The organism is Vicinamibacteria bacterium, assembly GCA_035570235.1.
Lineage (GTDB): Bacteria > Acidobacteriota > Vicinamibacteria > Fen-336 > Fen-336 > DATMML01.
Window position 1 is genome coordinate 1 of the sequence record DATMML010000045.1, and the last position, 25,983, is coordinate 25,983.

Consider the following 25,983-nt stretch of genomic DNA (forward strand, 5'->3'; position numbering starts at 1 on the left):
CCCCTTCCGAATCCTTCGAACGCCAGCGACGTGGGTTCACATGACAACCGATTGACCCGAAGCAGGTTGCGTCTCAAGCGCGGCATGCCTCGAGCACTCCCAATGCGGAAGAACCGGTTTGGCAGCAGGCCGACAGGCGCCCTCGAGCAGATCCAATCTCTCCTGGGCCACGCCTCCGTCCAGACGACCGAACGCTACCTGGGGGGGAAGCAAGAGCTCCAAGTCGCGGTCAATGACAAGTTGGGGGTGGGACTCCGCTAAGCCGGGGATGTTAGGTGCGACCGGAACGAGCCTCGAAAGAACCAGGAATCAGCGTGCATCGACTCCGCCACCTTTGGCACGGAAAACAAGGGGAGGCCACGCTCAGCATTCAATTGGGCTGTCCGGATAGTGCCAGGGCCTTGGTATTGGGGGCCGCCCCAACCCGGTGGCGGCGGGGGGAGTAGGGGTGGTGCCGGCATCTTTCACCAGGAGTCTCCATCGAAAGATCAGGCTCGAGGAAATACCATACTTTCGAGCTACGAACGAGGCGCTCGCTCCCGGCTCCCTCCGCCTCCGGAGAGTCGTAACTGCGCCTTTGAACAAGTAACCGCTTGAACCGTTTCCTTGGTTCTATCCATAGACATGGTGGTATCCCTAGTGCTCCAATTGGAGCGTCCAGGGCTGTCCGGTCGAAACGGAGGCAACTCCACAGGCTCGTTGCCGGAAATGGGTAGTGAAGGAGGCAGTAACCATGGAGCTGAACGGCGCGTACGAAGCTCTCCATAACCTGCGTCCTGTGTTTTGGGGCCTGGCAAGCGGTACCCGCCTGCGATCGTCTCTTGTGGTCCTCTTTATTGCCTTCGCTTGTTCCGCCTTCCAGCCCGCACCGCTGAAGAAGCCCGTGCCGCGAGCCACCCCTCCTCCCGCGCCTGTGCTGGAAGGGGTTGTCGAAGGGCCCGACACCAAGCCTGTGGAGAAGGCTTTGGTTGCAGCACAGACTGCCTCGGACCCCTCCGCAACGGCTGTCAGCACCTACACCGACGCCAACGGCGCATTCCGGCTTTCTCTGAAGAGCCGCGGCCCATATACGGTGCGTATTGAAGCACCGGGCTTGGCGGGTCGCACGCTTGAGAGAGTCCGACCGGGTTCGCGGCTCGTGGTCGCGCTGCAAAAAGGCGGCGTCCTCCAGGGAACAGTGCGCGACGGTTCCACAGGCCTACCGGTTCGCTGGGCGCGCGTAGAGGGGCGCGACAACCGCGCCTTGTCGCTGCCCTGGGTTCCCCACGCGGGCATTGTTCAGACAATTGCAGACGCTTTCGGGAAGTTCCGATTAGAGGGCTTGGCCGTGGGTCTGCAAACGGTAACGGCTAGCGCCCGGGGCTACAGCCGCGCGTGGCGGACATGCTTCAAGCTTGGCATCACCGTCGACCTCTACCTATTCCCAGGGTCGTCCGTGTCTGGCACCATCTGGGATAGCGGCAACCGTCCCGTGATAGGTGCGCTGGTGTCAACCGAGCCCGAACCACCGCGTGTGGGAGGGCATACCCCCGCGGAGGTGACGGACGCTAAGGGTCGATTTGAGCTTCTCGGCCTGGAACCGGGGACCTATCGTCTGGTGGTCCGCCACCAGAAATTCGCCCCCACGGTCGTCAATGACATCACTGTTGCTGGGCAAGTCGATGCACAGACAGACGTCATTTTAGGCCGCGGCGTGCCGATCACAGGCCGGCTCCTGGACGGGGCGGCCCGGCCCGCCCGCGGACGCATCCGTGTAGTCCGTCTCGACGGTAGGGACCCGCCAAGCGCACTGGACGACGTGCTGAGCGCCGAAGCCGATTCCGACGGCCGCTTTCGACTCGGGCCCATACCTCCCGGCGAACATGCTTTGACTATCACCACCCGCGGTTTCGCCCCCAAGCGCGTCGAGGCGCATGTCAGCGAGGCACGCGGGGTCGACCTGGGCGACATCCTGCTTGAGACAGGGCTGGCGATCCGGGGGCGGGTGAAGGACAGATCTGGCCAACTCGTGGTGGATGCTTCTATCCAGGCCTTCCAGCCATGGCCACTGTTCGAGCAGAAAGTGGAGACACGCTCAGAAGCTGATGGCTCGTTCGTCTTGGCCGGTTTGAATCCCGGGACCTACCGCGTCTCTATTGTTGCGCCAGGGTATGGTCAGGTTGAGCGCTCGGTAGAAGTCGGTGCCGAAAGGCTGGAAGTGATCTTGCGGCCGGCGGGCTCGATCGTGGGCGAGGTGATCGACGAGACCGGCCGCCCCATTGAGGCCTTCCGCGTGTCCGTACGCAGCACGGCCGCCGAAGTGGGCGCTGTCCTGCTCGGAGGACCCGCCCCCTCCAGGAACGTGGCCAGCCCGGACGGACGGTTCACGTTGGAGGATTTGGCGGAGGGGACCTACGTTCTCTCCGTCAGTGCCCCGGAGCGCGTGATGGGAACTGCATCCGGCGTCAAGGTGACGCAGGGTGGCCTGACCGACGTCGGCCGGATCCGCCTCGTCGCGGGCGGGACCATACGAGGTATCGTCGTCGATGTGGGCGGTACGCCCATCCCGGGCGCTGCCATCACGGTGCGAGGGTCGGGTCGCGACCTCCTTGCCTTCGGAATAGGCCCGCTGCCGATTACTGACACGGCCGGGGGCTTCGAGATTAAGGGCGCCCCCGTGGACACGGTAAGCGTAACTGCCAGCCATCCAGACTTTGCGGAAGGGCGCGTGTGGGGGGTCGAAGTGGACCCCGCAAAGGGTCCTGCGGAAGTGAAAATCGTGCTGTCGCACGGCGGGCGTATCGAAGGCTCGCTGCGGAAACGAGATGGCACAGGGGTGCCCGGCGCGATGGTACAGCTTGCGCCTCTCGAGCCCGGCGGGGACGCCCTCTCCACGGGTCCGAAGATAGTGGCTACGCGGAGGGATGGATCGTTTTCCTTTGCGCACACGCCAGTGGGTCGGGCTCGGGTCATGGTTATGATGGGCTCCGCCGGTCGCTTCAGCAGCGAGCAGACGCAAGAGGTTGATGTTCACGAGGGAGACACCACACTTGTCGAGTTCGTCTCCCAGGAAATCCTGGTCTCGGGGCGCGTCACGCGCGCGGGCGCGCCCGCCCCAGGGATGCGGGTAACCTTCCGTGCCCAACGCAACTCCTCCGCGATCCTCTTGTTCAGCGCGGGGGCTGACGTTTCCGCGCCCGCGGAGGGGCCGGCATATCTGACTGCGGTGAGCCAGGAGGATGGGAGCTACGAGCTCTTGATCGACCAGTCGGGTAAGGCAGGTGTCACGGTAGCGACACTCGACGGCAGAGTGGGCTTCCCCATGCGTACCGTGGAGATCCCCGACGTGGATGCGTACGTGCTCGAACTCAACTACGCCGCCGCGCCGATCGCAGGAATTGTTCTGGACAAAGAGACGGACCAGCCCATTGCCCATGCCAGTGTCTTCGCGAGTCCCCAAAGGCCGGCGGCCGGTGTGGGCGGGGCAGCTGGTGACACTGGACCGGACGGCCGCTTCCTTCTGGAGCTCGATCCCGGGGAGTACCAGGTGGGGGCTGCGGCAGGAGAGCAAGGGTACGGTCAAGCCCAGACGGAGGTCTCGGTCCAGGCGGACGGGGCGCCCGAGGTCAGGTTGGCGCTGTCGCGCGGCCTGACGCTTTCCGGCAAGGTTGTAGACGCCGGGGGTCGTGGAGTCGGTGGCGTCATCGTCACCGCGGCACCGGAAGAGGGTCCCGGTTCCTCGGGCTTCGCCCAGACGCCGCCCGACGGTCATTTCAAGATCGAAGGTCTGAGTCTGGCGCCTCACAGTGTGGTCGCCCGCTCGGACCTTGGCTCATTCGCGGTTCGGGGCGGTGTGACGCCCGGGGAGACAGAATTAGTCCTAACCCTGCGGCCCGGCGGGCGTGTCCGCATTCAGGTCGTGGGCCCGGCTGGCAAGCCGTTAGAGGGGGCCGTTGCGCGCGTGGCACAAGTCGATGGAGTGATCGTGCAAACGGACGCCCGGTGGACTGACGCGCAGGGCATGACCGAGATCGTGGCCCCGGCGGGAGCCGTGGAAGTCCTCATCACCAAGGACAGGCTCGAGGGGAGAGCTAACGTGGACGTCAGCCCCGGCACCGTCGCCAGCAGTCAGGTCGCGCTGGCCGAGCGCGTTGGAGGAAAGCTCTGAGAATCGCCCTGCCACGGAATAACGCTCGTCCACAGGGAGCCAGAGGCACCGGGATACGTACTGGCGAGAGAGAAGTCTTGTTGCGTTCGCTAGCGTGGCCCTCCTGGCCGGCTCGGGGTCGTGGCCTCCTGCTCAGATCGGCCATGGTGGGCTACCCACTCTAACGCGCGGAGCGAGGACGGTTAGCCAACCTTGCCTGGGCGGACAAGGAGTGGCCCCTGAGCTTCCCTGTTCGCCGACATCAGTCGGCGGGGCGCACTGTATAGGCGTCATAAAAAACGAACAAGGACAAAGGGGGCGTGGTTTCCTTCTGTGAGTTCGTGGGGCCTGGTGGTAGCAAGTCGAAGGAAAGAGTCAAACTGGAGATCCCTGTCTGCGGTAGGGCGATCAACCGAGACAGTGTCACCTGACCACTTCCCTTGGAGACGGAAGCGATTGGTTCAGTGCCTCCAGTTGACAGTTGGTTCAGAGCTTGGTCCTCAACGCCGAACTGAACAGCCCCCGAATCGGCAGAAGCCAAGCTATAGGAAAGAGTCGCCGTGAGCGTGATCGTCTGACCGCGTTGGAGTGTGGTTCCGAGCGGTGGGCTGATGGTTACGAGTGTCAGCGAGTCTCCACCCGTTGGCCGTGGCCCTGTTGGCCCGTAACCGCACGAGGCCAGGAGCATGACACTTGCCCCTGGGATAAAGGACCTCCTCATTTGTCACCCTCCAGACCGAAAGGCCGGTCAAGCTACACGCTGGCCCCTCACAGAAATGCTATCCCACAGCACTCTTGGTTAAGCATAAGAAATCCCATGAGTCCGGCGGCACACAGAACTCGGTGCAATGATCAACAGCGTGGTTCATGCGAACGCGTATCTCTCAAGCAGCCGAAATCACTGTGTCATGATCGACCGGCGGTGCGAAAGATCAGTCGCAGAAGTAGCAGCCCCACGTCTTGTAGCCGTTGACGCATATGTTGCCGTATGAGTCGTAGTAGCATGAACCGTGGATGTAATTCACCTGGCAGGGGTGCCCTGGTGAGCAGGTCACATACTGATTCAATACTTGGGACAACCCATTAGTGACGTCGGTGCAGGTCCCGGTAGTACACCCATAGGCTAAGCCAGTATCGTATTGGCCATAGCACTGACAAGGTCCGTCGGGACTTGGACCTGTGTGGCTTGCCCTATGGGCGCTGCTCGATGAAGGCAGCTGCCCCTTCGAGAGCATACCGTACTCGAACGAGACTCGACCCTCGGGACGTGCTGAGATGGCTTTTTGAGCAAGGCTTGGACGGCCTTCTAGCCCGACCAACAGCAGCAACACGATGCAGAACTTCACAATCCTTGTGCCCATGGTCTCTCCCTCGGTAATAGCTGTGGTGTACCTTGCCTAAAGCACAGAACCGCTGTGCCGCGACCCATTCTGGCGCCCGGGTTTTGCAATTGAGTCAAGGTGTGGAAATGATTGATCCACAAGCCCTGAGGGCGCTCTGTAGCTCCTCGGGATTCGTCTCCAAACCTCATTTCACGGTGAAACAGTAACGTTTTCATCGGGTTGCAAGCACCTGAGCCCGAGCAGACGCCCTTGCTGGAGGGGGAACCTGAGAGCCTGTAGCATAGGACGACGGGCCTAGTCAAGCACAAAACGCGGATAGCGGGAATACGGGATCGCTGCGAAGTCGCAAAATCGACAACGAGGCTGTCGGTCAGTCTGGGACCAGAAGGGCTCGTGTCGCTGTCGAGCTCCTGAGAAAAGAGTTGTCAAGAAAAAACCTCCACTATGCGCCCGCGGCGTGATTGCAAACGGGCGACCCTCCTGCCGTGGCGATGGCAGTCAAATCCCGGAAAGGCACTGAAAACAAAGAAAGAGACAGTCCGGGATTCAAGGGCTGTGCGACCGTGGCGGTCGAGGCTGTGAAGCACGTATTCTTTCTTTGGAGCGATTCTCAGCAAGCGCAGCTAGCCGATTCAGCATTCAGGAATCGGCTCCCAAGCGAGTGTTCGAAGGGAAATAAAGATGATCGCATCACGACGGTTGATTCGAGTTGGGCGCGGTTCGACGTCCTTCCTACTCGGTGTACTCGCTTCAGTTTGTTGTTTGTCGGCTCAAACCGATTCTGGCGTGGCAAACCCTGCGACGCAAGAAAAAGCTGCCGAGCACGACGGGTTGCATGACTTCGACCCGCTTGTAGGCCACTGGACGTATCACTTGAAGCGCAGGCCGCATCCCCTCACTGGATCGAACAGCTGGGTAGAGTATGAGGGCACAGGTATCTGCCGGAGGATCTGGGACGGCGCAGAAATCGACCAGGCCGCATTCGACGGACCAAATGGACACATCGAAGGTTTTGTCGTTCGCATGTACACCGCCGATTCGCACCAGTGGCGACTCTACTGGACGAGTCGCAAATCGGGTGTTTTCGACCCGCCGCAGGTCGGCGAATTTAAGAATGGGCGTGGGGAGTTCTTGGCGCGCGATACGCTCAATGGCAAACCCATCCTGGTTCGATTCGAGTGGACGAGGCTAAACACCGAGTCGCCCCACTTTGAGCAGTCCTATTCCGAGGATGAAGGCAAGACTTGGGAAGTGAACTGGATTACGGAGCAGAAACGAACCAGCGATAAACCATGAGGATACGGTCCGAGCTCGAATAACTACCGCCAATTCTGCAATGATAGGATTTCGGCGAGGAGCCTGCCAGAGTCTTAAGGCAGCCCGGGGTTCAACTTCCGTGCGACACGTGATCTTTACGTTCGCTACCGCCCTCGGTCCGGCTGCCAACGCTCAGCAACCTGCCGCGATACCAGATGTCGAGCTGCACGAAGACCCCGGACTGAGAGGGTTGAACCCCTCTTCTTGTACTTAAGGTGCGGACTGGGAGAAGGGCAATGTACATAAACCCCGAACAGATCGCCGCCTGGAAGTCGTGTGTTTACCGACCGTGCGGTTGATTCTTGTACCAAAACCCCGGATGCGATTTCGCGCGCGAAGCGTCCGGGGTTAAGGTGCAAAAGTCCGGGCGTTAAGTACAAACCGGTTTGTAGCTAACGTGTGGAATGTCGTTGAAACTAAGAGGATGGTCAGTTCGGGGGTAAAGGGTTCTTCCGCACTCTCTGTGTTCATGCTAAGCGTATGCGATGGGGCAAGCTACTGATGCACTGAAGCTTACGCTGCCCGCGCCGACGCGGCTGGTCCTGGAGGGCGTAGAGCGGACGTCGGCCGGCCTCGCCATTCGAGTTCACAAGGGCCTTAGTGCTGGACAGCGTGTCGTCGGCCATTCCCGGAGGGCCTACTCGAAAGCCCTCGACAACTTCCTGGCCTTCCTCGGGCCCCGTCCCTTCACCCGTGCGTCCCTCCAGGAATTCCGGTCCAACATGGAATCCCTCGGCCTCGCTCCCTCCAGCGGCTGCGCGCTCCGCCGGGGCGAGCTCGCCGGCCTCACCGTCCCCGACCTCCAACAGCGGGACGGCCGGGCGGTGTTCGTCGATATCTCCGGCAAGGGCGGTCGGATTCGGAGGTCCGCGTCCCCGACTGGGTCGATAGCGCCCTTCGGGCGTGGCTGCAGGCGGCCGGGATCACCGAGGGCCGGATCTTCCGGGCCGTCACCCGGTGGGGGAGTGTAGTGGGGGAGAAGCTCTCCACCACGGCCGTCCTCGGGATCGTGGCCGAGTACGCGTCCGGCCTCGATCTGGAGCTCTCGCCCCACGCTCTGCACCGGACCTGCGCGCGACTCTGCCGGGTTTCCGGCGGCGCCCTTGAGCAAATCCAATTCCTTCTGGGGCACGCCTCCGTCCAAACGACCGAGCGCTACCTCGCCGGGGAAGCAGGATCTTCAGGTGGCCGTGAACGACAAGCTTCCCTTGGACTTGGGTCGGCCCAGCGTCACCAAGCAGGCAGGCATGTCGACCGCTACGTGACGCCAGAGAACGAATTTGTAACCGGAGCACGACGAGTTCGCGCCAAACGCGCACAGTTGCTCGTCCCATGGCAACAGAAAACGCTTGACTAACGCCCCGCATGCAGCCTAGAGTCCGCTCCGACAATCGCAAAGGCTAGAAGAAGGGCAGCCGTGACGTTCCTCCCCCTCCACCGTTCACGGGTCTAGGAAATCGGACCACCATCATGGACTGCACGGGAACCCCTGGTGTGCAGAGCAGGACTGTGCCCCATGCAGTGAGCTCCTTGAACAGCATGCGGATCTAGCTATCAATCGATCCACGGGAGAACCGCGATACTCACTGCGCCGAATCGATCAGCTACCGGATTCTCAGCAGTTTACCGAGACAGAGCCGGTGGCGACGTAGGTGAACTTGCGCTGAGTGATGAACTCGCGAACTGCCCGGAGAGGAGGAATTCTATGAAGCACGCCGAGTTTGCAGTTGTGAACACCAAGAAGGTCGCTCCGGCCGCCTTCGACTTCAAGGGCCATTGGGTAAATGAACTAGGGTCCTACATGGACCTGAGCATTAACGGCGAAGACGTCACCGGCACTTATGTCAGTGCGGTGAGCGATGCCGGAGGGCCGACGCCCCCGTTTCCGCTTCGTGGAACAGTCGCGGGAGACCTGATCAGTTTCACCGTCAATTGGGAAGAAGCGATTACCGCGTGGGTGGGACACGGCGTAATCAACAATGGGCAGCCCCAGATCCTCACCTTGTGGCACCTGATTCTGACTGTTCCGAACGAGACGGACCCTGAAGAGCAGTGGAAGACGGTCATGGCGGGTGCCGACGAGTTTACGCGTTGACGAGGTGACTTGTGTGTGAACCGAGCAGCAGCCCCGGGGGGGGACTTGCTCTGCCCGCCTAGCATCTGCTCTTCCCGTCGTCCAGCTCGGCGGATGTTCTGGACCCTGCACACCCGCATTGGGGACCAGAGAGCGCAACATGCCCCGTATGACGCACAGGGTAGCTCTCGCAACTCGAGACAGGAAGGAGGCCGTATGATTGTGGATCCCGTGACAGCGATGTCGGCAATCGCTGCCGGTCTGGGGCTCGTGGACAAATTTGTTGACCTAGTGCGGAAGGCGAGGAAAGGTGACGAACGCCCTTACCGCGTCGAGGCCAAACAAGAAGGCGGCGCCCTGGTTATCTTGCGGGATGGCGAGGTTAAGGAGCGCGTGCAGCCGGACCAGCTCAAGCTGAATGAATGGGACGGTCCGCGATTTGAAGCCCTCCGAGCGAGGGTGAACTCCCTCTGGGGGCAGTTCAATGGCCTGTATGCGCAGCTTCCCAATCTCTCTGTGGATGAGCAGGTCAGACTCCAGCAGCGCATGAACCAGATGAAGCAGGATCTCTGTCGGGACTTTCGAGAGATGATGAACATCTCGGAGCGGGTACTTGGCGTGCCGCTCGAGGATCACTACACGCTTTACACTACTTGTTCGTAGAGTGACGGCTGCCCAACCTGCACGCTGGTCCGGAACAAGACGTTCCACGCCCTTTGGGAGGAGTTCGAGGCCAGGGCTGCGACCCAGATGGTTGAGGGACCTACGTCGCCTTCCTTCAAGGACGGTATCGCGGCGCACGCGAGCTGGTCGCCCGCGAACTCGAGACCATTCTCATCCGCCAGCTCGAACCTTCCGGGAAAAGATATGACCGAAGTCCTGCGCGTTCCTTCCCGTAAGTAAGATGGCTCAACTGGCTTCCCGCCCGGGCGTGCTCGGGTGGGTACGAGCAACGGACGGCGCATGTCGTCGGGGCAGTTCCCAGATCCTGTAGCAGAGCTAGCCGACGATCGCCTTCTCGGCGCTCGTCGCGGCCCACTTGCCGCAGAGCGGTGTACCCCTTAACGGTCGAGCACCTCTCGCACTTTCCGCATTAGGGCTTCGCCGGTGAAGGGCTTCTGTAGAAAGGCTACGTCTGCAGCCAGGACACCGTGGCGGACAACGGCATCGTCGGTGTAGCCGGACATGAAAAGCACTCTCGTCTCGGTGTGAGATGCGGCTAGGCGCTCGGCCAGATCCCTTCCGCTCATGCCCGGCATCACCACGTCCGTTATGAGGAGGTGGATGGGGGCGGAGTGCCCTTCTGCGGTCTCGAGCGCGTGCCAGGCCTGATGCGCTTCGATGACCGTGTAACCGCTTGCTTCCAGATACTCTCGGACGAGGCTCCGCAGTGACTCCTCATCCTCTACCAGCAGGACCGTCTCCGAGCCCTGCGGCAGCTCAGCCTCGGATGTGGGGGGGGCCTCCATGGCCTGCTCCGCCTCCTCCTGGCGAGGCAGGTAGACCTTGAATGTCGTCCCGTGATCCGACTCGCTATAAACGAATATGTGGCCTCCGCTCTGCTTCACGATGCCATGGACGGTCGCCAGACCCAGCCCTGTCCCCTTACCCGTCTCCTTGGTCGTGAAGAAGGGTTCGAAGATGTGACCGAGAACCTCCGGGTCAATGCCGTGGCCAGTGTCGCTGACGGCCAGCATCACGTGGGGCCCGGGTTCGACCCCGGGACGGGATCGGGCATAGGCAGCGTCTAGCTCGACGTTGGCCGTCTCGATCGTGAGCCGGCCTCCCTTAGGCATAGCGTCCCGCGCGTTCACGGCCAGGTTCATGAGAACCTGCTCCATTTGGCCCGGGTCGGCCTTCACCCGTCCAAGCCGGTCCTCGAAGACGGTGACGAGCTGAACGTCCTCACCAATCAGGCGCCGCAGCATCTTCTCCATCTCGGCGACCACCGCGTTCAAGTCGAGAACCCGCGGCTGCAGGAGCTGCTGGCGACTGAAGGCGAGGAGCTGGCGGGTTAGCCCCGCGGCACGGTCGGCGGCCTTGAGAATGTCGTTCACGTACCTTTGCAAGTGGGGTTGGTCGGAGATCCGCTGCTTGAGCAGGTCTCCGTACCCGGTAATGACTCCCAGAAGGTTGTTAAAGTCGTGGGCGACGCCACCCGCGAGCCGCCCCACAGACTCCATCTTCTGTGACTGAACGAGCAGGGTTTCGAGGCGCTTTCGTTCCGTGATGTCCGCGACGAAAGCATTGAAGATATGTGCCTTGCCCTCCCTAATCGCTGTAACTGTCAGCTCGACGGGGAACTCCGAGCCGTCACGGCGGAGGGCGCTCAGTTCGATCCGGTGGCCGATGACGGGGCCTTCGCCGGTCGCCAGGAATCGCGTGAGGCCTTCTGCGTGGGCGTCGCGATACCGAGGCGGAATGATCAGTTCCGCGAGGAGGCGGTCGACGGCTTCGTCGCGCGACCACCCAAAGACAGCTTCAGCGCGGGGGTTCCATGACACCACGCGACCGTGCTCGTCCATCATGATGACCGCGTCCAGGGCTGCGTCGAGGACGGACTGCATCCTGGTCTCGCTCTTCTGCAGGGCGCCCTGGGCGCGTTCCGCCTCCAGAGCCCGCCGCGAAGCCGACTGGGCGAGAGCGGCGGAGGCGGCGAGGAGTAGCGAGATGACCAAGCCTGTCGCCAGGACAACCCCCGGAAGTGGGCTATGAAGGCGTGCGATCAGCTCGGGGCTGGGCCACACACGCAGACGCCGCTCGGTGTCGACGATTCTGAACGTCGACTCCGCCAGCCATCGTCCTGGGACTGGAGTGCCCGTCCGGTAGAGTTCGCGGTCATCTTCAAAGACAGCGACGGTCCATGCGGGGGGTTGCTCGCGCTCGAGCACCACGCTGTCGATTGTGCGCTCGGATATGGCAGCGACGATGAATCCGCTCAACTGGCTTCCGTCGGATATGGGCACCACCAAATAGAAGCCCGGGGAGCCTCCGGGTAGGACGATCGAGTGGGTCACCGCAGGCCTACTGCTCTCGCGGGCCTTGATGAGGGCCGGGCGATCGGCCTCGCGCGCCGTGAGATCGGCGTTGGCCAGGTCGTGGTTCCCGGTGGGAGGGTCGACGCTTCGGACCTTGCCGGAAGACTCGACCAACGCGGTGGCCTCGAGGCCGGTGAACTCCAAATGGAACGGTCCTCCCCGAAGGGCTGCCGCCCCGTGGCGCTGGGCCAAGCCGCTGAAGCTTTGAGTGACGGCCTGAAACCCCTTCTGAAGGTCGTTGGACGCACTCCGCGCCTGCGCCTCGCTCAGGACACTGAGCTGATTCCTTTCGAGCTGGAGGAGCGTGCGCCAGAGCAGAATGGCAGCTGAGAGACCGGCCAGTGCGAGGATCAGCGGGAGCCAACGGGCTCCAGTGATCGCCCGCAGCAGGCTCCCTCCGCGCCCCCGAGGGGCATCAACGTCCCGAAGGCCGTCGCTTGTGAGCACCACGACTTGACACCGAGCGCACAGGACCGGACCAACCAGGCAAGACCGGATACAAAGAGGGACTCTTCAGTAAGTGCATATAGTCTACACGAGTTAATCGTGGAGTCCACCAGTGTCCAGACTTTCCCAACTGTACTTTTGGCAGGTCACTTAACTGATCCGCTCGAAAGCTCCCCTTGACCCCGTAATCAGTGCGGCGCATAGTCCCTGTATACGTAATCGGAGAAGCAAATCCTCGGTGGCGGAAAAAGCAGGAGCAACGCCGCTTGGGAGGTCCAGACGGACCCACCGCCGAACTATGCGAGCGGTGCGGCAATCCACTTTGGAGTCGGTCAAGTGCTGCACGGCTACGCAAGGCGGGGTCCATGATGCGGTCCGTTCTTGAAGACCGTGTGTTCCGACTCCTGCCCCTGCTGCCCCTTATCGCGGCCGTCTCCGGTGAGGTTACGGCGCAGACACGCTTCGCGGCTGTCGTAGGTGCGATCACCGACGCTGCGGACGCCGGCGTCGACGGTGCCCGGGTGGCCGCGCGTCACTCCGCGACCGGCCTCGACCGCTCGACCACGAGCGGCCGCGACGGCCACTACGTGCTCGAGAATCTGCCCCCCGGGGTCTACGAAATCACGGTGAGTCAGGCGGGCATGCGGCAAGTCACGGTCAAGGGTCAGGAGTTGTTCGTGGGCACGACCACGACTGTGAATTTCAAGCTCAACTTGGTCGGGGTGGAGGAAGAGGTCTTGGTGAGCGCTGCCACGACGCCGCTCGTGGAGACCACGAAGAGCGAGATGGGACAGGTCATCCAGCGCGCCGAAGTGGATGAGCTCCCCGTAGTCGACCGCACCTTCAGCTCCCTCGCCTTGTTGGCGCCCACGGTCCAGCAGGATCTCAAGGCGTCTGGACTCTCTATCGCAGGACAGCGCGGCTTCAACAACAACATCCTGGTTGACGGCGTTACGGACCGCAGTTCAGGGCAAGGCGACCAACTGATCTCCTTCTCGCAAGATTGGATCGACGAGTTCCGAGTTTCCACAGCCGCGTACGCGGCAGAGTTCGGCAACGCCTCTGGAGGCGTGATCAACGTTGTGACGCGCTCGGGCGCGAACGACTTCCACGGGAGGGCTTTCGCCTACATCCGCGACGATGGGCTCGACGCCACACCCGCCCTGACGCAATCAAAGGCGAAACTCTCAGAGCAGCGTCCTGGGGGCTACCTGAGCGGCCCGATCAAGAGGGAGAGAGCCTTCTTCTTTGTGGGCTTCGAGTACCTGAACTCGGATCGGGAGGCGATCGTCACATCGCCTCTCGAAGTCTGCTTGCCGCCTGCCAGGCGCGACTCGGGGACGGGGAATTGCCTCGCGCCCGCGGGCAGCGACCGCAAGCTCTATATAGCCAAGCTGGACTGGCAACCCAGCACGACGAATTCCTTCAACTGGCGCTACAACCGAGAGGACTCGAACGACTTCAACTCTGATGTCGGAGGGCTCTCGACGGTGGAGCACGGGCGCTCGAGCGACAATCACTACTGGGGGATCGCGGGTGCCTGGACCCACATCCTCAACGCTGAGACCACGAACGAGCTCCGCGGTGTTTTCAACCGCGCACACCCGGAAGGAAAGGTCAACGCTGGCCAGACCTTCGAGATCCTAAGGCCCAGCGGTCAGCTGGGTGCGCCCGTGAACTACGGCCTTATTGGAGAGGACTGGAGCCAGTTCGTGGACAACCTTTCGCTCGTGCGTGGGGCTCATACCGCCAAGTTCGGCGCTAGCTATAGCAGTGTCCGCTACTTCGGCAACTTTCGGAACTTCAGGGACGGCCAGTATCGCTTCACCACAGATCGGCCCTTCAATCCTTCCGATGCGAGTACCCATCCGTTGCAGTTCGTCATCGTGGACGGGGGCACGACCTGGGACGAGCATGCGAACTTGTTCGGTGCGTTCGGGCAAGACAGTTGGCGTATTGGACCCCGAGTGGTGTTGAACTACGGCATCCGCTACGACACCGACGACAGTCTCACGATCTCGGGGGCAAAGCGGCTGAGCACGCTCTCGCCCCGCCTCGGAGTCGCTTGGTCTTTGGATCGGCAATCCAGGACCGTGGTGCGCGTGAGCGGGGGCTTTTTCCACGACAGCGAACACACTAACCTTGCGAACGTTTTCATAGTCAACAACCTGCTCCTGGACCGCGCCGTGATCCTCAACTGGAATCCTGCGTTCAGAGGCCTCTTCAACCCGTTCTACGACCCGCAGGATCCTATGGGGTCAGCGGCGCGGCTACGCCAGTTCCTAGCCGACGCCTTCGCGCAGGGGAGGGCCCCAGACCTCCGGGCCATTTCGGCTCGAGGCCTAGCCAGAAGTGTCAATGGGATCGACTCCGACTTTACGGCTCCTGAGAACCGTCAGCTTGTCCTCGGCGCCTCCCGCGGGCTCACACGCAGCATGGCAATCTCGGTCGACTTCATCTATTCGAAGGTGAAGTCTCTGCTCGTTTGGCGAGAGGAAAATCTCTCGCCGCAGGGGACGGTGATCGATCCCCACTTTGGTTCAAAGACCTTTGCCGGCAGCCTAGCGGAAGGGAGCTATCGAGCCGTGGCCGTGGGCTACGACTGGCGCCTGCCCCGCGGCTATGGAGGTGTCTCATACACCCTGGCGAAATGTGAGGACAATACCTCCAGCACCCTGAGCAGGAACACGGCTACCAACCCGTACAACCTCGCCCTGGACACGGGGCCCTGCGACACCGACATCAGTCATACCGTGGTGGTGCGCGGCGATACGAGCCTACCGCTGGGCTTCGAGGTATCGAGTATCCTCACCGCGCGCAGCGCCCCTCCCTATTCCGCCACGACGAGCGCGCCGCTTCCTCTGTTCACGCGCTACGAGCCGCGCAATCAGCGGCGCGGAGACAGCTTCGTATCATGGGACATTCGGGTGGGCCGCCGCACTCGGATCACGAACCGTGTTGCAGCGAGGCTCTTTCTTGAGGTCTTTAACGTCCTTAACCGCCGGAACTTCAGCGCGTTCGTGGACGACGTTTCCTCTGCGCAGTTCGGGCAACCAAGTGAGGCGTCGCCGCCACGGCGGCTTCAGATTGGCCTACGAGTAGATTTCTGAAAAAGCGGCACGTCTTGGAGTTGACCACCGGCGCTGCATGGCCGGGGCGCGGTAGCATACCGCTGTCAACGCGCAGCGAGCATTAACCTCCGCCTCGCCCTCCTTGCGAAGACTCCCAACCGAGGCCGCTGAGAACGGGTGGATGGACCCGACGGTGGCCGCCGGGATCGCCCGCGTCCGAGGTGTGAGGCGCCTGGGGCTCTGGGTGGGGAAGTGAGCGACCGGGGAGGAGGCGACCCCCTCCTTCAGGCGCCGGGCGCCGGACCCGTCTAGCGTCAAAGGCAAGCGCGACCGGGCCATCCTGGTCGTCCTCATCGGTTGCGCCCTCCGCCGCCGGCGAGCTCGTGGGCCTTACGGTCGCGGACCTCCAGCAGCGCGATGGCCGGGCGGCCTTCGTGGACCTCTCCGGGAAGGGTGGTCGGATCCGGACGATCCCAGTCCCGGACTGGGTCGAGAAGGCCCTCCAGGCCTGGCTCCAGGCCGCCGGGATCACAGAAGGCCGCATTTTCCGGGCCGTCAGCCGGTGGGGGAGTGTGGTGGGGGAGGGGCTCTCCACCACGGCCGTCCTCGGCATCGTGGTGGAGTACGCCGCGGCCCTCGGTCTTGAGCTCTCGTGTCGCACGGCACCCAAAACCCGGACTCCGTCCCGTAGGGCAGTTTTCTGGCAGCTAAAACCCGGACTGAAATAGGGTAGTGGCAGCTAAAACGCGGACTCAGCGAACGCATAGAGATCAGCAATTGAGGCCGTATGGCAGCCTGAGGTGTCAGTGTGCCATTTGAATCCCGGACGAAGTTAGAGCGACACTTGGTCCGGGATTATGCTGCCACAGTCCGGGTTTTGGCTGCTGTGGCGATGGCAGTCAAATCCCGGAAGACTGCTGAGGCTAATCGAACAGGCAGTCCGGGTTTCAACTGCCGGGCGACATCCGTCGTACCTGCGCCAAACTCTGCCGGCTCTCCGGCGGGGCCCTCAAGCAGATTCAGTTCTTGCTGGGGCATGCCTCCGTCCAGACGACCGAACGCTACCTGGGAGGGAAGCAAGAGCTCCACGTGGCGGTCAACGACAAGCTGGGCGTGGGCCCTGCATTAGACGGGGGGGGGTTGAGGCCGGGTGCCGGCGGGTCTCGCCCCCGCTGTCGGATGTGTGGCAGCATGAGGGGGACAGTGAACCGGTTCTTCCTGATGAAATCCATGCAGGCGTCGCTGCATGCCTTTGGCGACGTGAGCGATGCGAACGGCGGCGTGAACGTCGTACACGTAGCGAGTGACGGGCCGGTCGCCGCGACGGTCAACGACGTCGAGCATGTTCCATGACCAGCGTAATCGTCGTGGTCTTCTTTCTCGTCTACCTTGGCATGATCCTCGGGGGGCTGCCCTTCCTCCAGCTCGATCGCACTGGCGTCGCGCTCCTGGGCGCCATTGTCCTGATCGGGATCGAGGCAGTGAGTCCGGAGCAAGCCGCCCGGTCCGTCCATTTGCCTACAGTAGTCCTGCTCTTCTCGTTCATGGTCATTTCAGCGCAACTCCGGCTCGGCGGGTTCTACCCGTGGGTGACCGTGAGGCTCGCCGAGTTGCCGCTCTCGTCGGCGGCGCTCCTAGGCGCTGTCGTCGTGGTCGTGGCCGCACTCTCCGCGGTGTTCAGCAATGACATCGTCTGCCTCTCGGTCGCGCCCGTGCTGATTGGCGCCTGCGCCAAGCGGGCGCTCAACCCAGTCCCGTTTCTGCTTGGCCTGGCTTGCGCCGCCAACGTGGGCTCTGCGGCGACGCTCATCGGCAATCCTCAGAACATGTTGATCGGGAGTACGCTTGGACTCTCCTTCGGCGGCTATATCAGCCAGGCTGCAATGCCGGTGTCGCTGAGTCTCGTGGCGACGTGGGCCATCATCGCGCGACAGACTCGGGGCCGGTGGGCCATGGTCGCGCAATCGGGAGGTGCTCCGGAGCACCGGGACGAGGGCGCGACGCCACTCGATCGCTGGCAGTCGGCGAAGGGTCTCGCCGTCGCCAGTGCACTTCTGGTTGCTTTCCTTTTCACTCGCTGGCCACGAGACGTGACGGCGCTGATTGGGGCAGGGGTGCTGTTGACAAGTCGAAGGCTGCATTCCCGCAAGATGCTCGGGTTGGTGGATTGGGAGCTCATCGTCCTCTTCACGGGGCTGTTTGTCGTCAACCACGCGATCCAGCAGACCGGCTTGCCGGCGGCCTTCGTGGGCGACCTCGCCGCCTCCGGAATCCACTTCGAACGACCGCCGACTCTTTTCGTCGCCACCCTCGTCCTCTCGAACGCCGTCTCGAACGTCCCAGCCGTGATGCTGCTCCTCCCCGTGGCGAAGCACGCGATGCGGGGCCGCTCGCCCTGGTCAGCACGCTTGCCGGCAACCTCTTCATCGTCGGCAGCATCGCGAACCTCATTGTGGCGGACGCCGCCTTCCGCTGTGGCGTGCCGCTCGGCTGGCGCTCTCACGCGCGCGTGGGCGTGCCGGTGACGTTCGCTACGCTAACGTTCGTCGCGGTTTGCTTGGCCTTCCGGATATAGGTAGGCCTCCTCTTACTTTTGGCACGGAAAACAAGGGGAGGCCCTTTCGGGAATTCTCACACCAGGCCTATCCCGGGCAGCTCAGCCGGCGAGGGCCAGCACGCCGCGGTAGAAGAGCTGGGATCCCAGGTAGATGAGCCAGACAAGGAGCGCCATGCGGAGAGTCCGGCCGGGCAGGACTGTGCCCAGCCACGCCCCGAGGAGGGCTCCCGGCACGCCCCCCATTACGAGGCCGGCGAGAAGTAGCCGGCTCCAATGGCCAAGGGCCACGTGTAGACCCCCGCCGAGCGTGGAGAGGGCCAACCCGAACATGAGATCCGTGCCCACGACCTGGGCCGTGGTCAAGGACGTGAGAGAGAAGAGGACGAGGGTGCCCAGGGCGCCGGCACCGGCGGAGGAGAAGCCCACCTCCATCCCGATGGGCAGAGTGATCCAAGGAAGCCAGCGGGACCGGTTGGCCGACTCACGCCGGGCGCTTGTGCTCACGGCCAACCGGGCGAGACCCAGAGCTGCCGTGGCCGTGATGACGGCGCCCACGACGACCGCAACGACGTCCTTGAGCCCGGCCCCCTCGAGCCCCGAGACGGCTAGGGAGCCCAGGACCACCCCCGGGCCCCCACCCAGGAGCAAACGCCGGAGCACGGGGAAGTCCACGCTCCTCTGCCTCAGGTACACCCCGCACGCGGGGATCTTCACTAAGGCACTGAACACAAGGGCCGTCCCTACGGCCTCCCCCGTGGGAACCCCAAGAAACAGCACGAGGATGGGTACGGTGAGGGTGCCACCGCCCACACCTGTGAGGCCGATGGTCAAGGCCACGAGAAACCCAACAAGAACCGACGGCATCGACGGCACTGGATCTCCTTTCTCCGTCGGCTAGAAGCTGACCTGGGCGCGGAGCATGATCGCGTTTTCCGCCTCGCGGTTCGCGCTCGCCGCGCCGCCCATGAACGTGGTCTGATCATAGCTGGCGATGTACTTGACGTTGTGGGTCAGGTACCAGTCGATGGCGACGCCCCACTGCTTCGAGCTACGGGCGGATTTGGAGGGGTCAGCGTAGCCTGCCGCGAAGATGGCGTCGTCCACGTCCAGCCGCGAGCAGCGAACCGCGAGCGCTACGGCGCCGAAGGCCCCTTTGGCAGGGTCGAAGCTCCGCTTCGGCGTGACCCAACCTCGCTCCAGCCTTTCGCCCGTGAGGACAAGGGCGGCAAACGCCTGCCACGAGGTGTTGCGGGCTTCGAGGGTCTCTGAGGCAGACTTTCGCAGCCTCTGCCTCGAGCTGACCCACTCGCCGAAGACGTGCAGTGGCCCGTGGTCGTAGGCCGCCTGGGGCGCGACGCGCGTCCGGGTCCCGTCCGCCGTGACCGACTGTCCGTACGAGAAGAATGTGACCTGACCGACTGTCTTGAACGTGGGCACCGCGCCGAGCTGCTTCCCTGTCGTTCCCGCGATTCCGATGCCGAGCCCTTTGAAGGTGGCCGAGGAGCTGTTCTTGAAGGGTTCGAGGAAGAGCCGTCCCTCCAAGTCCTTGCCATCGTTGGTGTCGGCATCGAGGCTGCCGCCGTCGACGGCCCCATTGAAAACGCCGGCCTGGTAGGAAACGACTCCCCCTCCGAGCTCGCCGTGAAGCTCGAGGCCGATGTCGCGGTTGGGAACCAGGTCGATCGGCAGACCCCGCTCGACGACTGTCAGGGTGGCGTCCGCATCGAGAAGCTCATAACCCACGGGGGACTTGAACTTGCCAACCTTGATCCGAAAGGCGTCGCTGAACCGCGTGTCGAGGAAGGCGTCCTGGATTACGGCCTGCCCCAAGGCGAAGTCAGGTGTGAGGTTGAAGTCGAAGTACTGCCCGACCGTCCCCTGGACGATGGGGCGGACCCGGCGCAGCAAGAACGAGTTGATTCCCAGATGGCCGCGGTCCGAGGCGTAGAACCGGGCGTCGCCCTGCAAGTGCCCGGAGAGCTTGAGCTTGAAGCTCCCATCTTCCGATTGGATCGTGAAGCCATCCTCGTTCGCCGCCACCCGAGAGGGCGCGTCCTTCGGCTCCTCGTTTTCGGGTCTTTTCGCATTGGCCTTCTCGGCTCTCGTCGAGACCGGCTGCACCACTAGCTCGTCGTCGGCCGCCCACGAACCGGCCCCAGGCCCAAACAGAGCCACTGCCGCCGCCATCGTCAACGAGCGTCTCCTGGAGGCTTGCATCGTTCCTTCTCTTCCCCGGTATCGGGCTGCTCGAAGCCTCCGTTCGTTCGGTGGGCCCGGCTGTTCTGGTTCCTCTCCCGCCCCCGGGTGTCCGGTAGGCGGCGGCCCGCTTCGTCGAAACGGACCTTCTCTCGTGTCTCGATCTGCACGACCTGCCCGTCGTGGACCACGACCTCGACAGAGCCGAACCTCAGGCTTCCGACGGCGTCGAGCAACACGCGCCCCCAGTCTCTTTCTAGCGTGTCGAGTCGCGTCTCTATTCTCGCCATATAGACTCTAGTTTAATACTAGACATTCCTTCACGACAAAGCTCAGGCGGGAGCGCGGCCGGACCGCTCCCGGCTGCGCTGCTTCAGGATGCCCCGATTCCGCTCGACCACGTCCGCCAGGCTAGTATGATCGACGATCGCCGCCGCCGCGTTCCTCACGTCGAGGAAGACATCGAAGAGTCCAGCGTGGCGTGGCTCAGTGCGCACGCGGTGGGCGAGCTCCACGGCGTCGCCGAAGGGGGCCAGGGGCCCGTCCATGATCCGGATGACCTCGCCCAGCAGGATCTCCTGGGGCGGGCGGCGAAGCCGGTAGCCGCCTTCCCGCCCGCGTTGGCTGGTGACGATCCTGGCGTTCTTGAGGGTGACCAGGATCCCCTCCAGGAACTTCTCGGGGATCGCCTCCTCCTCGGCGATCTCGTGAATCTTCACCAGCCCGCGCTCGTGGGTCTCGGTCAGGTGTAGGAGGGCTTTGAGCGCGTAGATGCCGCGATGGGAGATCTTCATAGCCTATCGAGTCCATAGACTAAGGGAGGGCGGTCCCGCATGTCAAGCCCACGCGGGCCCACGCGGGCCTATCATCCCGACTCGTAAACGAACCTCACCGAACATCAAGGGCTGTGCGACAGTGTCGGTTCAGGCCGCAGGGCAGACGTCGTCCAGACCGTTGACAAGAAAGGCTGATGTACAAGAGAATCCTGCTTCCGACGGACGGATCAGAGTTGTCAGTCGCGGCGATCAAGCAGGCTTTCACGCTCGCGAAGGCGGTCAAGGCCAAGGTGACCGGCATGTCGAGCTGCTGTCGCGCGGCCCTTAAAGGTCCACTTCCTTTCTGGGTTTAGATGCCAACCTGGCGTTCTGGATCTCCTGCTCGATGCTCGTCGCCATGATCTCGCCCCTTTTCTCGGGCGTGGTTGGTTCGTCCCCTCTCGCAAGGGCACGGAGGGAGAGAGGCCACCTGGGAGCGAGACCGACGACGGCATCGAAGGCGGCGATCTTCAGATTGCCCGTTAGCGTCTAGGGCGAGTCACTGCCTCCCTCGATTGGGCTGCCGCGGCTGCAATTGCGGGCTGCAACCAGAGGACGCGCCGGCGCTGCTTCGATACCCTGGCAGAGCCCGCGGTCTTGGAGCACATCAGCATTCCGGAGCCGACAGTTGAGTCGATCACGGCTCAGATGGACTGGTGCTAGAAAAGCGCCCCGTCGGTGGGAGTCCGGGCTCTAAATGCTGTGCGACACCGGTGGGGGCCGCTTCTTCGCCTTCAGCCCCCTTGGGTGCCCTCGACCAGACCGTGCTTCCGCAGGTAGTAGGCGAGGTTGCGGGGGTCGATCCCGAGCAGCCGGGCCGCCTCCTTCCGCACGCCACCTGCCCGATGGTGCGCCTCCAGCAGCAGCTCCCTTTCGAGACGGTTCAGGGCGCCGCGCAGGTTTAGGTCACCCTTGGCGTGGCCGTTATCCGCACCCGCGGGAACGGGGGGGGCGGGGAGCGGCTCCAGGTTGTGGAGACCGTAGGCGGGATCGAGGACCAGGGCGCGCTCGATCACGCTGCGGAGCTCGTGCAGGTTTCCCGGCCAGGAGTAGGCGGACAGTCGAGATAGGGTCTCCGGTCGGAGCTCGGGTGCTGACCGACCGAGGCGGGCTGATACCTCCTCTGCGCAAAGGCGGGCCAAGAGGCCAATGTCGTCCACCCGCTCGCGGAGCGGGGGCACGTCGATTCGCGCCACGTTCAGCCGGTAGTAGAGGTCGGCCCGGAACCGGCCTTTCTTGACTTCGGTCGAGAGGTCGCAACTCGTCAAGGCTATGATCCGCTGGTCTACCCGGCGGGGCTGTCGATCGCCAAGGTGGCCGAACTCGTTGTCGTGAATCACCCGCAGAAGTCTGGCCTGGCCCATCCCGGACATGGCCTCCACATCGTCGAGAAGCAAGGTTCCGCGATGGGCGAAGCGGAAACGACCCTCCCAGTCACTGGGAGCGCTTGTGAACGCGTCATTGTGGGGACCAAAGAACTCCCTCTCCCACAGCTCCTTGGGAATGGAGGCACAGTTCAGGGGCACAAAGGGCCCGGCGGCCCGCGCGCTTAGCCGATGGATGCGGCGGGCCAGCAGCTCCTTCCCAGTCCCCGACTCGCCGAGCAGAAGCACGGTGGAGTCAGTGCGGGCCGCCGCCTCTACCATGGCCATCACCCTGCGCCATGCCGGGCTATCCCCGACCGGTTCGGTGGCGGGCGTCATTGCGCTGGGCAAGGGGCGGGCCTCGCGCCAGAATGCCCGCCCGCCGAGGACATCAAGAACAACTCCTGCCGCGACCCCCACCCACGAGATGTCAGCCGTTTTCATCCCCTCCTCCCGGCGAACTAAGCTTTACGGGGGCGGCCCCCTGCTCTCGGAGGAAGCAAAAGCTGTGCGCGGATCCTTGCGGCGGATGGCGGAGTGTTAAGAGACTCCAATAGAACAACTTATGGGCGCGTTCCGCCTCAAGAAAGACCCCGCACAATAGAGACATATTCGGTGGAATCTGTCGGCCGACTAACATCCCTGTCGGACTTGGATCAAGTCGGGCAGCCAGTGCATCCGCGCTCCGAATTCGCGGGTCATGGTGCTTCCACGAAGCAGCTTTGGGCCTGAGAACAGTGAACTCGGTTGATGGGTCGTGATTGTTGCGAGCTGGACGGCGGGGTCGTTCTCGGGAGGGTTAGTCGCGGCACGTCTCTCGAAAGGTGCTGACAAGAAACAGCGCTCGAAGTCCGGGAGACCGTAGAAGCCCTTTGGAGCTGGCCGTTCCGTCAGCCAATCGAGATTGCCATCGGGTCGAGCCACATTGCCGTCCGCGCTCGTCGCAATTATTGACGATGCTTTTTCGCTTTGGCACGACACCCCCATGTCAGTCTCTAGCAGCCCGTGGTCAGTCTGAAACGGACCCGCCTTGGATGGTAGGTAGTGTAGTTTGGCGGCATGGCCATGGGAAAGAAACGAAAACGACCGCAGGAGACGATGTGGGCTGGGACGGGCGACCTGCCCAAGAGCCCTGGGCATCCCTTCTATCAGCGCCTGAATCAGGTGCTGGCGGCAAACAGCTTCGACGCGTTAGTGGAGGCCGCGTGCCGCCGGTTCTACGCTACGAAGTTAGGGCGGCCGAGTCGGCCACCTGGGCAGTACTTCCGACTGATGCTGGTAGTTCACACAGAAGCAGGACGCCACGCTTTGGGGCGACCACAGCGAGTCGAGAGTCAGGTGAACGCCGGTAATTCCGAGCGGAGCGCGCAGCCGCGACTGGAGCACGTCCTCCCAGCGCTAGCCAGAGACCTGGGCACCGGTGCGCCTGTCCCGAGCTCCCCGGCGTATGGTGTGCCGCCGATTTGCAGAGTTCACGTTGATCCAGGTTTGCTGTAGTGATGTACCTCCGCGCTGTGTTGAGGCCAGTCGAGGCTCCACCGTCTCCAAGGGCCGCCCAGTCAGATCGAATCGAGGAATCTCAGTAGCGCTTCTTGCTCCTCGTGGGAGAGCTCCTCGAACGCCTTCCGCGCCGTCGCACCCTGATTCCCGTGGCGATGGATTGCTTGGGTGATTGTCGCCGCTGACCCGTCGTGAAGGTATGGTGCGCTCTCCGAAATGCCCCACAGCGGTGGCGTTCGTAGCGCGTTCGGGGGCGTGCCGCCTTGAATGATCCCGTCCCCCGTTTCCACATCGTGCAGCAGGAAATCAGAGAACGCATCGACCTTCTGGCCGTTGATCGCCGCGATTGAGCTCACGGCCCTGAAGCCGGCATGATGGCAGACCCCGCAGCCCACCCGCTCGAAGACGTGCTGGCCGTGTTCAAACCTCGGCCTTCCGTGCTCCCCTTCATGATCCCGCCCGTCCACCCGCGGCGGAGGTGCGAGAAAACGCATAAAGTTTGTGAAGGCGTCAATGTCGTTGTTCTTGTCCTCGATACCCGTGTTTGGCTCGCATGCCGCCAGCTTCGCCAGGTCGCCGTTGGGCGCGTGCTCCATGGGGAAAAGGCGGTTCGTGATCCCCATCTCGTTCAGGTAGGCGTCCCCGCTGAAGGCGAGGAGGGTCGCCTGCTGCGCCTTCCAACCGAAGCGCCCCACGCGGACAGCGCCGCTCGCCACGTCCACGACGTGGTTGACTCGCCCCGCCTGCTGCGGGTGGTCTCGGGCCTGCTCAACGGCGTAGGCCTCGATCTGCAGGTCAGGGATCGCCTCGACAAGACCGGCACCAAAGAGCGGGGTCGTCTGGCGTTGCGCGATCACGTTTGCGTCCGGGGGAACGGTCTCGCGACAGTTCGGGCTTATTGCGTTGGAGTGGAAGAGCGACCCGCCAGGCAGTTCGAAGTGGGTTCCGCCAACGACGCGTTGAGCACGCGTCTCGTTCAGACCACTGCTGCCGCCGACCGCCGGAGCGAAGTGGCACGCGACACAAGAGACATTGTTGAATGTCGGGCCAAGGCCATCGGCGACGGTCTCTACTTGGTTGAATTGCTGCTGACCGTCTCGGAAGAGCTTGCGCTCATCCATGGTGAGGCCCTCGAGGGGCTTCCCGAAATGTTCGGGGCCGCCGCCTGCAGAAACAGAGCGCCCCACAGTCCAGGTGATCGCGATGACGACAATGGGGGCGAGAACGAGGGAGGCTCTCGCTTTCATGGGGTTCCGCCTTCTCAAATTAGTGATCGCTGCGGGCTGGCCTTTCGGGGCGCGGCCGCGATCTAATTCTTTGCGCCGCTGCCGCGCCTCCCCGACCCACTGGGGTATCGAGGGAGCCCGGTCGGCCCTGAAGACCGCTTCTGAAGAACGTTTCTTGTGCCTTAGTTTACCGGCCAGCCCGACGAGCACAGTGACGGGGATCACCCCTGTGATGCGGATCACTCCGCACACGAGCCAACGGGTCGCGCGGGGGATCCTGATGCTTTTGGCCAGTCCGGTGGGATAGGACCTGTAACCAGGCCGGTCTGCCCGGCCCCCCACGACCTGCGCGACTCGCCATCCCTATTCGAACTTGCGCTTTCCCTCAGGCCCAACTCGTATCTCTCGCACGGAACGGCTGCGTACCTTCCAGACGCCGTTCCAGTCCCCTTCCCACACCTCCCCCTCCTCCCAGAACTGCGCATCTACGCGGACGCCCAGCGGATTTGTCGAGGACCAGTAGCCGTTGCGCCTGTCGTTGTAGCTGTCGATGGCAACCACGAATTGGTCATCTTGAGAGACGTCGAAATTGTCGCGTCTCATCACGGTCGCAATGATGTCCTTCGAGACGCGATCGAATGCGCGCACGCCGATGAACAGATCGCTGGAGGTGTACATCAGCAGGACCTCCGTCCTCTCCGTGGGCTCATGACCCTCCTGTGGTGCGCGCTGGACAAAGTCACTGATGGAAAGTGCCTGGGACCACTCGGGCTCGTCGAGACGCCCATCGATCACGGGCGGGCGCGAGATCTTTGTAGGCCGACAAATCGGCGTCGCCAGCTCGTCACTCCGTGCAATCGCCGCGGTCAGGACAGCGGCAAGACAGAGCCACCCTGTCACAGTTAAGCT

General features: G+C 63.0%; 18 protein-coding genes. 10 read left to right on the plus strand and 8 right to left on the minus strand.

Going from position 1 to position 25,983, the window contains the following annotated elements; all coding sequences use genetic code 11:
- Nucleotides 1-102: 102 nt before the first annotated feature.
- The 5 genes from VN461_08695 to VN461_08715 all read left to right on the plus strand — a co-directional run bounded on the left by VN461_08695 (nt 103) and on the right by VN461_08715 (nt 9,523).
- Nucleotides 103-261 (plus strand): hypothetical protein, encoded by a 159-nt coding sequence (locus VN461_08695; protein HXB54846.1) that lies wholly within the window; start codon nt 103-105, stop codon nt 259-261.
- Between the two features lie 472 nt (nt 262-733).
- Nucleotides 734-4,147 carry a carboxypeptidase-like regulatory domain-containing protein gene (locus tag VN461_08700; GenBank protein HXB54847.1) on the plus strand — a complete coding sequence of 1,138 codons (3,414 nt, stop codon included), beginning with the start codon at nt 734-736 and terminating at the stop codon, nt 4,145-4,147.
- A gap of 2,108 nt (nt 4,148-6,255) precedes the next feature.
- Nucleotides 6,256-6,765: a hypothetical protein gene (locus tag VN461_08705; GenBank protein ID HXB54848.1), complete on the plus strand. Its 510-nt coding sequence runs from the start codon at nt 6,256-6,258 to the stop codon at nt 6,763-6,765.
- Between the two features lie 1,726 nt (nt 6,766-8,491).
- The gene (locus tag VN461_08710; protein HXB54849.1) at nt 8,492-8,881 is read left to right on the plus strand and encodes an avidin/streptavidin family protein; all 390 of its coding nucleotides are present in this window, start codon (nt 8,492-8,494) and stop codon (nt 8,879-8,881) included.
- Nucleotides 8,882-9,076: 195 nt separating this feature from the next.
- Nucleotides 9,077-9,523 (plus strand): hypothetical protein, encoded by a 447-nt coding sequence (locus tag VN461_08715; GenBank protein HXB54850.1) that lies wholly within the window; start codon nt 9,077-9,079, stop codon nt 9,521-9,523.
- Nucleotides 9,524-9,921: 398 nt separating this feature from the next.
- On the opposite strand, the gene VN461_08720 is transcribed toward VN461_08715, so the two are convergent.
- Nucleotides 9,922-12,345: a PAS domain S-box protein gene (locus VN461_08720; protein HXB54851.1), complete on the minus strand. Its 2,424-nt coding sequence runs from the start codon at nt 12,343-12,345 to the stop codon at nt 9,922-9,924.
- Nucleotides 12,346-12,710: 365 nt separating this feature from the next.
- Here VN461_08720 and VN461_08725 point away from each other — a divergent pair, with 365 nt between their 5' ends.
- The 4 genes from VN461_08725 (at nt 12,711) to VN461_08740 (ending at nt 17,941) form a co-directional block, all read left to right on the plus strand.
- Nucleotides 12,711-15,455, plus strand: coding sequence for a TonB-dependent receptor (locus VN461_08725; GenBank protein ID HXB54852.1), 2,745 nt, complete (start codon nt 12,711-12,713; stop codon nt 15,453-15,455).
- Between the two features lie 344 nt (nt 15,456-15,799).
- The gene (locus VN461_08730) at nt 15,800-16,144 is read left to right on the plus strand and encodes a hypothetical protein (protein HXB54853.1); all 345 of its coding nucleotides are present in this window, start codon (nt 15,800-15,802) and stop codon (nt 16,142-16,144) included.
- A 475-nt stretch (nt 16,145-16,619) separates the two neighbouring features.
- Nucleotides 16,620-16,769 carry a hypothetical protein gene (locus VN461_08735; protein HXB54854.1) on the plus strand — a complete coding sequence of 50 codons (150 nt, stop codon included), beginning with the start codon at nt 16,620-16,622 and terminating at the stop codon, nt 16,767-16,769.
- A 14-nt stretch (nt 16,770-16,783) separates the two neighbouring features.
- Entirely contained in the window at nt 16,784-17,941 is a 1,158-nt protein-coding gene (locus VN461_08740; protein HXB54855.1) for an SLC13 family permease, read from the plus strand.
- A 131-nt stretch (nt 17,942-18,072) separates the two neighbouring features.
- Here VN461_08740 and VN461_08745 read toward each other — a convergent pair whose 3' ends face one another.
- The 4 genes from VN461_08745 to VN461_08760 are packed head-to-tail and all read right to left on the minus strand — an operon-like array spanning nt 18,073 to nt 20,963.
- Nucleotides 18,073-18,837, minus strand: coding sequence for a sulfite exporter TauE/SafE family protein (locus VN461_08745; GenBank protein ID HXB54856.1), 765 nt, complete (start codon nt 18,835-18,837; stop codon nt 18,073-18,075).
- A 30-nt stretch (nt 18,838-18,867) separates the two neighbouring features.
- Complete coding sequence (locus VN461_08750) at nt 18,868-20,160, minus strand: porin (GenBank protein HXB54857.1); 1,293 nt, start codon at nt 20,158-20,160, stop codon at nt 18,868-18,870.
- A 2-nt stretch (nt 20,161-20,162) separates the two neighbouring features.
- On the minus strand, nt 20,163-20,459 hold the full coding sequence (locus VN461_08755; protein ID HXB54858.1) for a YezD family protein: 297 nt from the start codon (nt 20,457-20,459) through the stop codon (nt 20,163-20,165).
- A 42-nt stretch (nt 20,460-20,501) separates the two neighbouring features.
- Nucleotides 20,502-20,963 carry an Rrf2 family transcriptional regulator gene (locus VN461_08760; protein ID HXB54859.1) on the minus strand — a complete coding sequence of 154 codons (462 nt, stop codon included), beginning with the start codon at nt 20,961-20,963 and terminating at the stop codon, nt 20,502-20,504.
- Nucleotides 20,964-21,139: 176 nt separating this feature from the next.
- Here VN461_08760 and VN461_08765 point away from each other — a divergent pair, with 176 nt between their 5' ends.
- Complete coding sequence (locus VN461_08765) at nt 21,140-21,298, plus strand: universal stress protein (GenBank protein ID HXB54860.1); 159 nt, start codon at nt 21,140-21,142, stop codon at nt 21,296-21,298.
- Nucleotides 21,299-21,718: 420 nt separating this feature from the next.
- Here the strand turns inward: VN461_08765 and VN461_08770 are convergent, their stop codons facing one another.
- The 3 genes from VN461_08770 to VN461_08780 form a co-directional block, all read right to left on the minus strand.
- Nucleotides 21,719-22,792: a sigma-54 dependent transcriptional regulator gene (locus VN461_08770; protein HXB54861.1), complete on the minus strand. Its 1,074-nt coding sequence runs from the start codon at nt 22,790-22,792 to the stop codon at nt 21,719-21,721.
- Between the two features lie 1,115 nt (nt 22,793-23,907).
- Complete coding sequence (locus VN461_08775; protein HXB54862.1) at nt 23,908-25,317, minus strand: di-heme oxidoredictase family protein; 1,410 nt, start codon at nt 25,315-25,317, stop codon at nt 23,908-23,910.
- 120 nt (nt 25,318-25,437) lie between these two features.
- Nucleotides 25,438-25,752, minus strand: coding sequence for a hypothetical protein (locus VN461_08780; GenBank protein ID HXB54863.1), 315 nt, complete (start codon nt 25,750-25,752; stop codon nt 25,438-25,440).
- Nucleotides 25,753-25,983: the final 231 nt, after the last annotated feature.

Bases quoted from the DNA above. Each gene is read 5' to 3' on its own strand.
- VN461_08770 (HXB54861.1), bottom strand. From the start codon at position 22,792: ATGAAAACGGCTGACATCTCGTGGGTGGGGGTCGCGGCAGGAGTTGTT.
- VN461_08745 (HXB54856.1), bottom strand. From the start codon at position 18,837: ATGCCGTCGGTTCTTGTTGGGTTTCTCGTGGCCTTGACCATCGGCCTC.
- VN461_08755 (HXB54858.1), bottom strand. From the start codon at position 20,459: ATGGCGAGAATAGAGACGCGACTCGACACGCTAGAAAGAGACTGGGGG.
- VN461_08765 (HXB54860.1), top strand. From the start codon at position 21,140: ATGTACAAGAGAATCCTGCTTCCGACGGACGGATCAGAGTTGTCAGTC.
- VN461_08780 (HXB54863.1), bottom strand. From the start codon at position 25,752: ATGTACACCTCCAGCGATCTGTTCATCGGCGTGCGCGCATTCGATCGC.
- VN461_08700 (HXB54847.1), top strand. From the start codon at position 734: ATGGAGCTGAACGGCGCGTACGAAGCTCTCCATAACCTGCGTCCTGTG.
- VN461_08695 (HXB54846.1), top strand. From the start codon at position 103: ATGCGGAAGAACCGGTTTGGCAGCAGGCCGACAGGCGCCCTCGAGCAG.
- VN461_08715 (HXB54850.1), top strand. From the start codon at position 9,077: ATGATTGTGGATCCCGTGACAGCGATGTCGGCAATCGCTGCCGGTCTG.
- VN461_08750 (HXB54857.1), bottom strand. From the start codon at position 20,160: ATGGCGGCGGCAGTGGCTCTGTTTGGGCCTGGGGCCGGTTCGTGGGCG.
- VN461_08725 (HXB54852.1), top strand. From the start codon at position 12,711: ATGATGCGGTCCGTTCTTGAAGACCGTGTGTTCCGACTCCTGCCCCTG.
- VN461_08710 (HXB54849.1), top strand. From the start codon at position 8,492: ATGAAGCACGCCGAGTTTGCAGTTGTGAACACCAAGAAGGTCGCTCCG.
- VN461_08760 (HXB54859.1), bottom strand. From the start codon at position 20,963: ATGAAGATCTCCCATCGCGGCATCTACGCGCTCAAAGCCCTCCTACAC.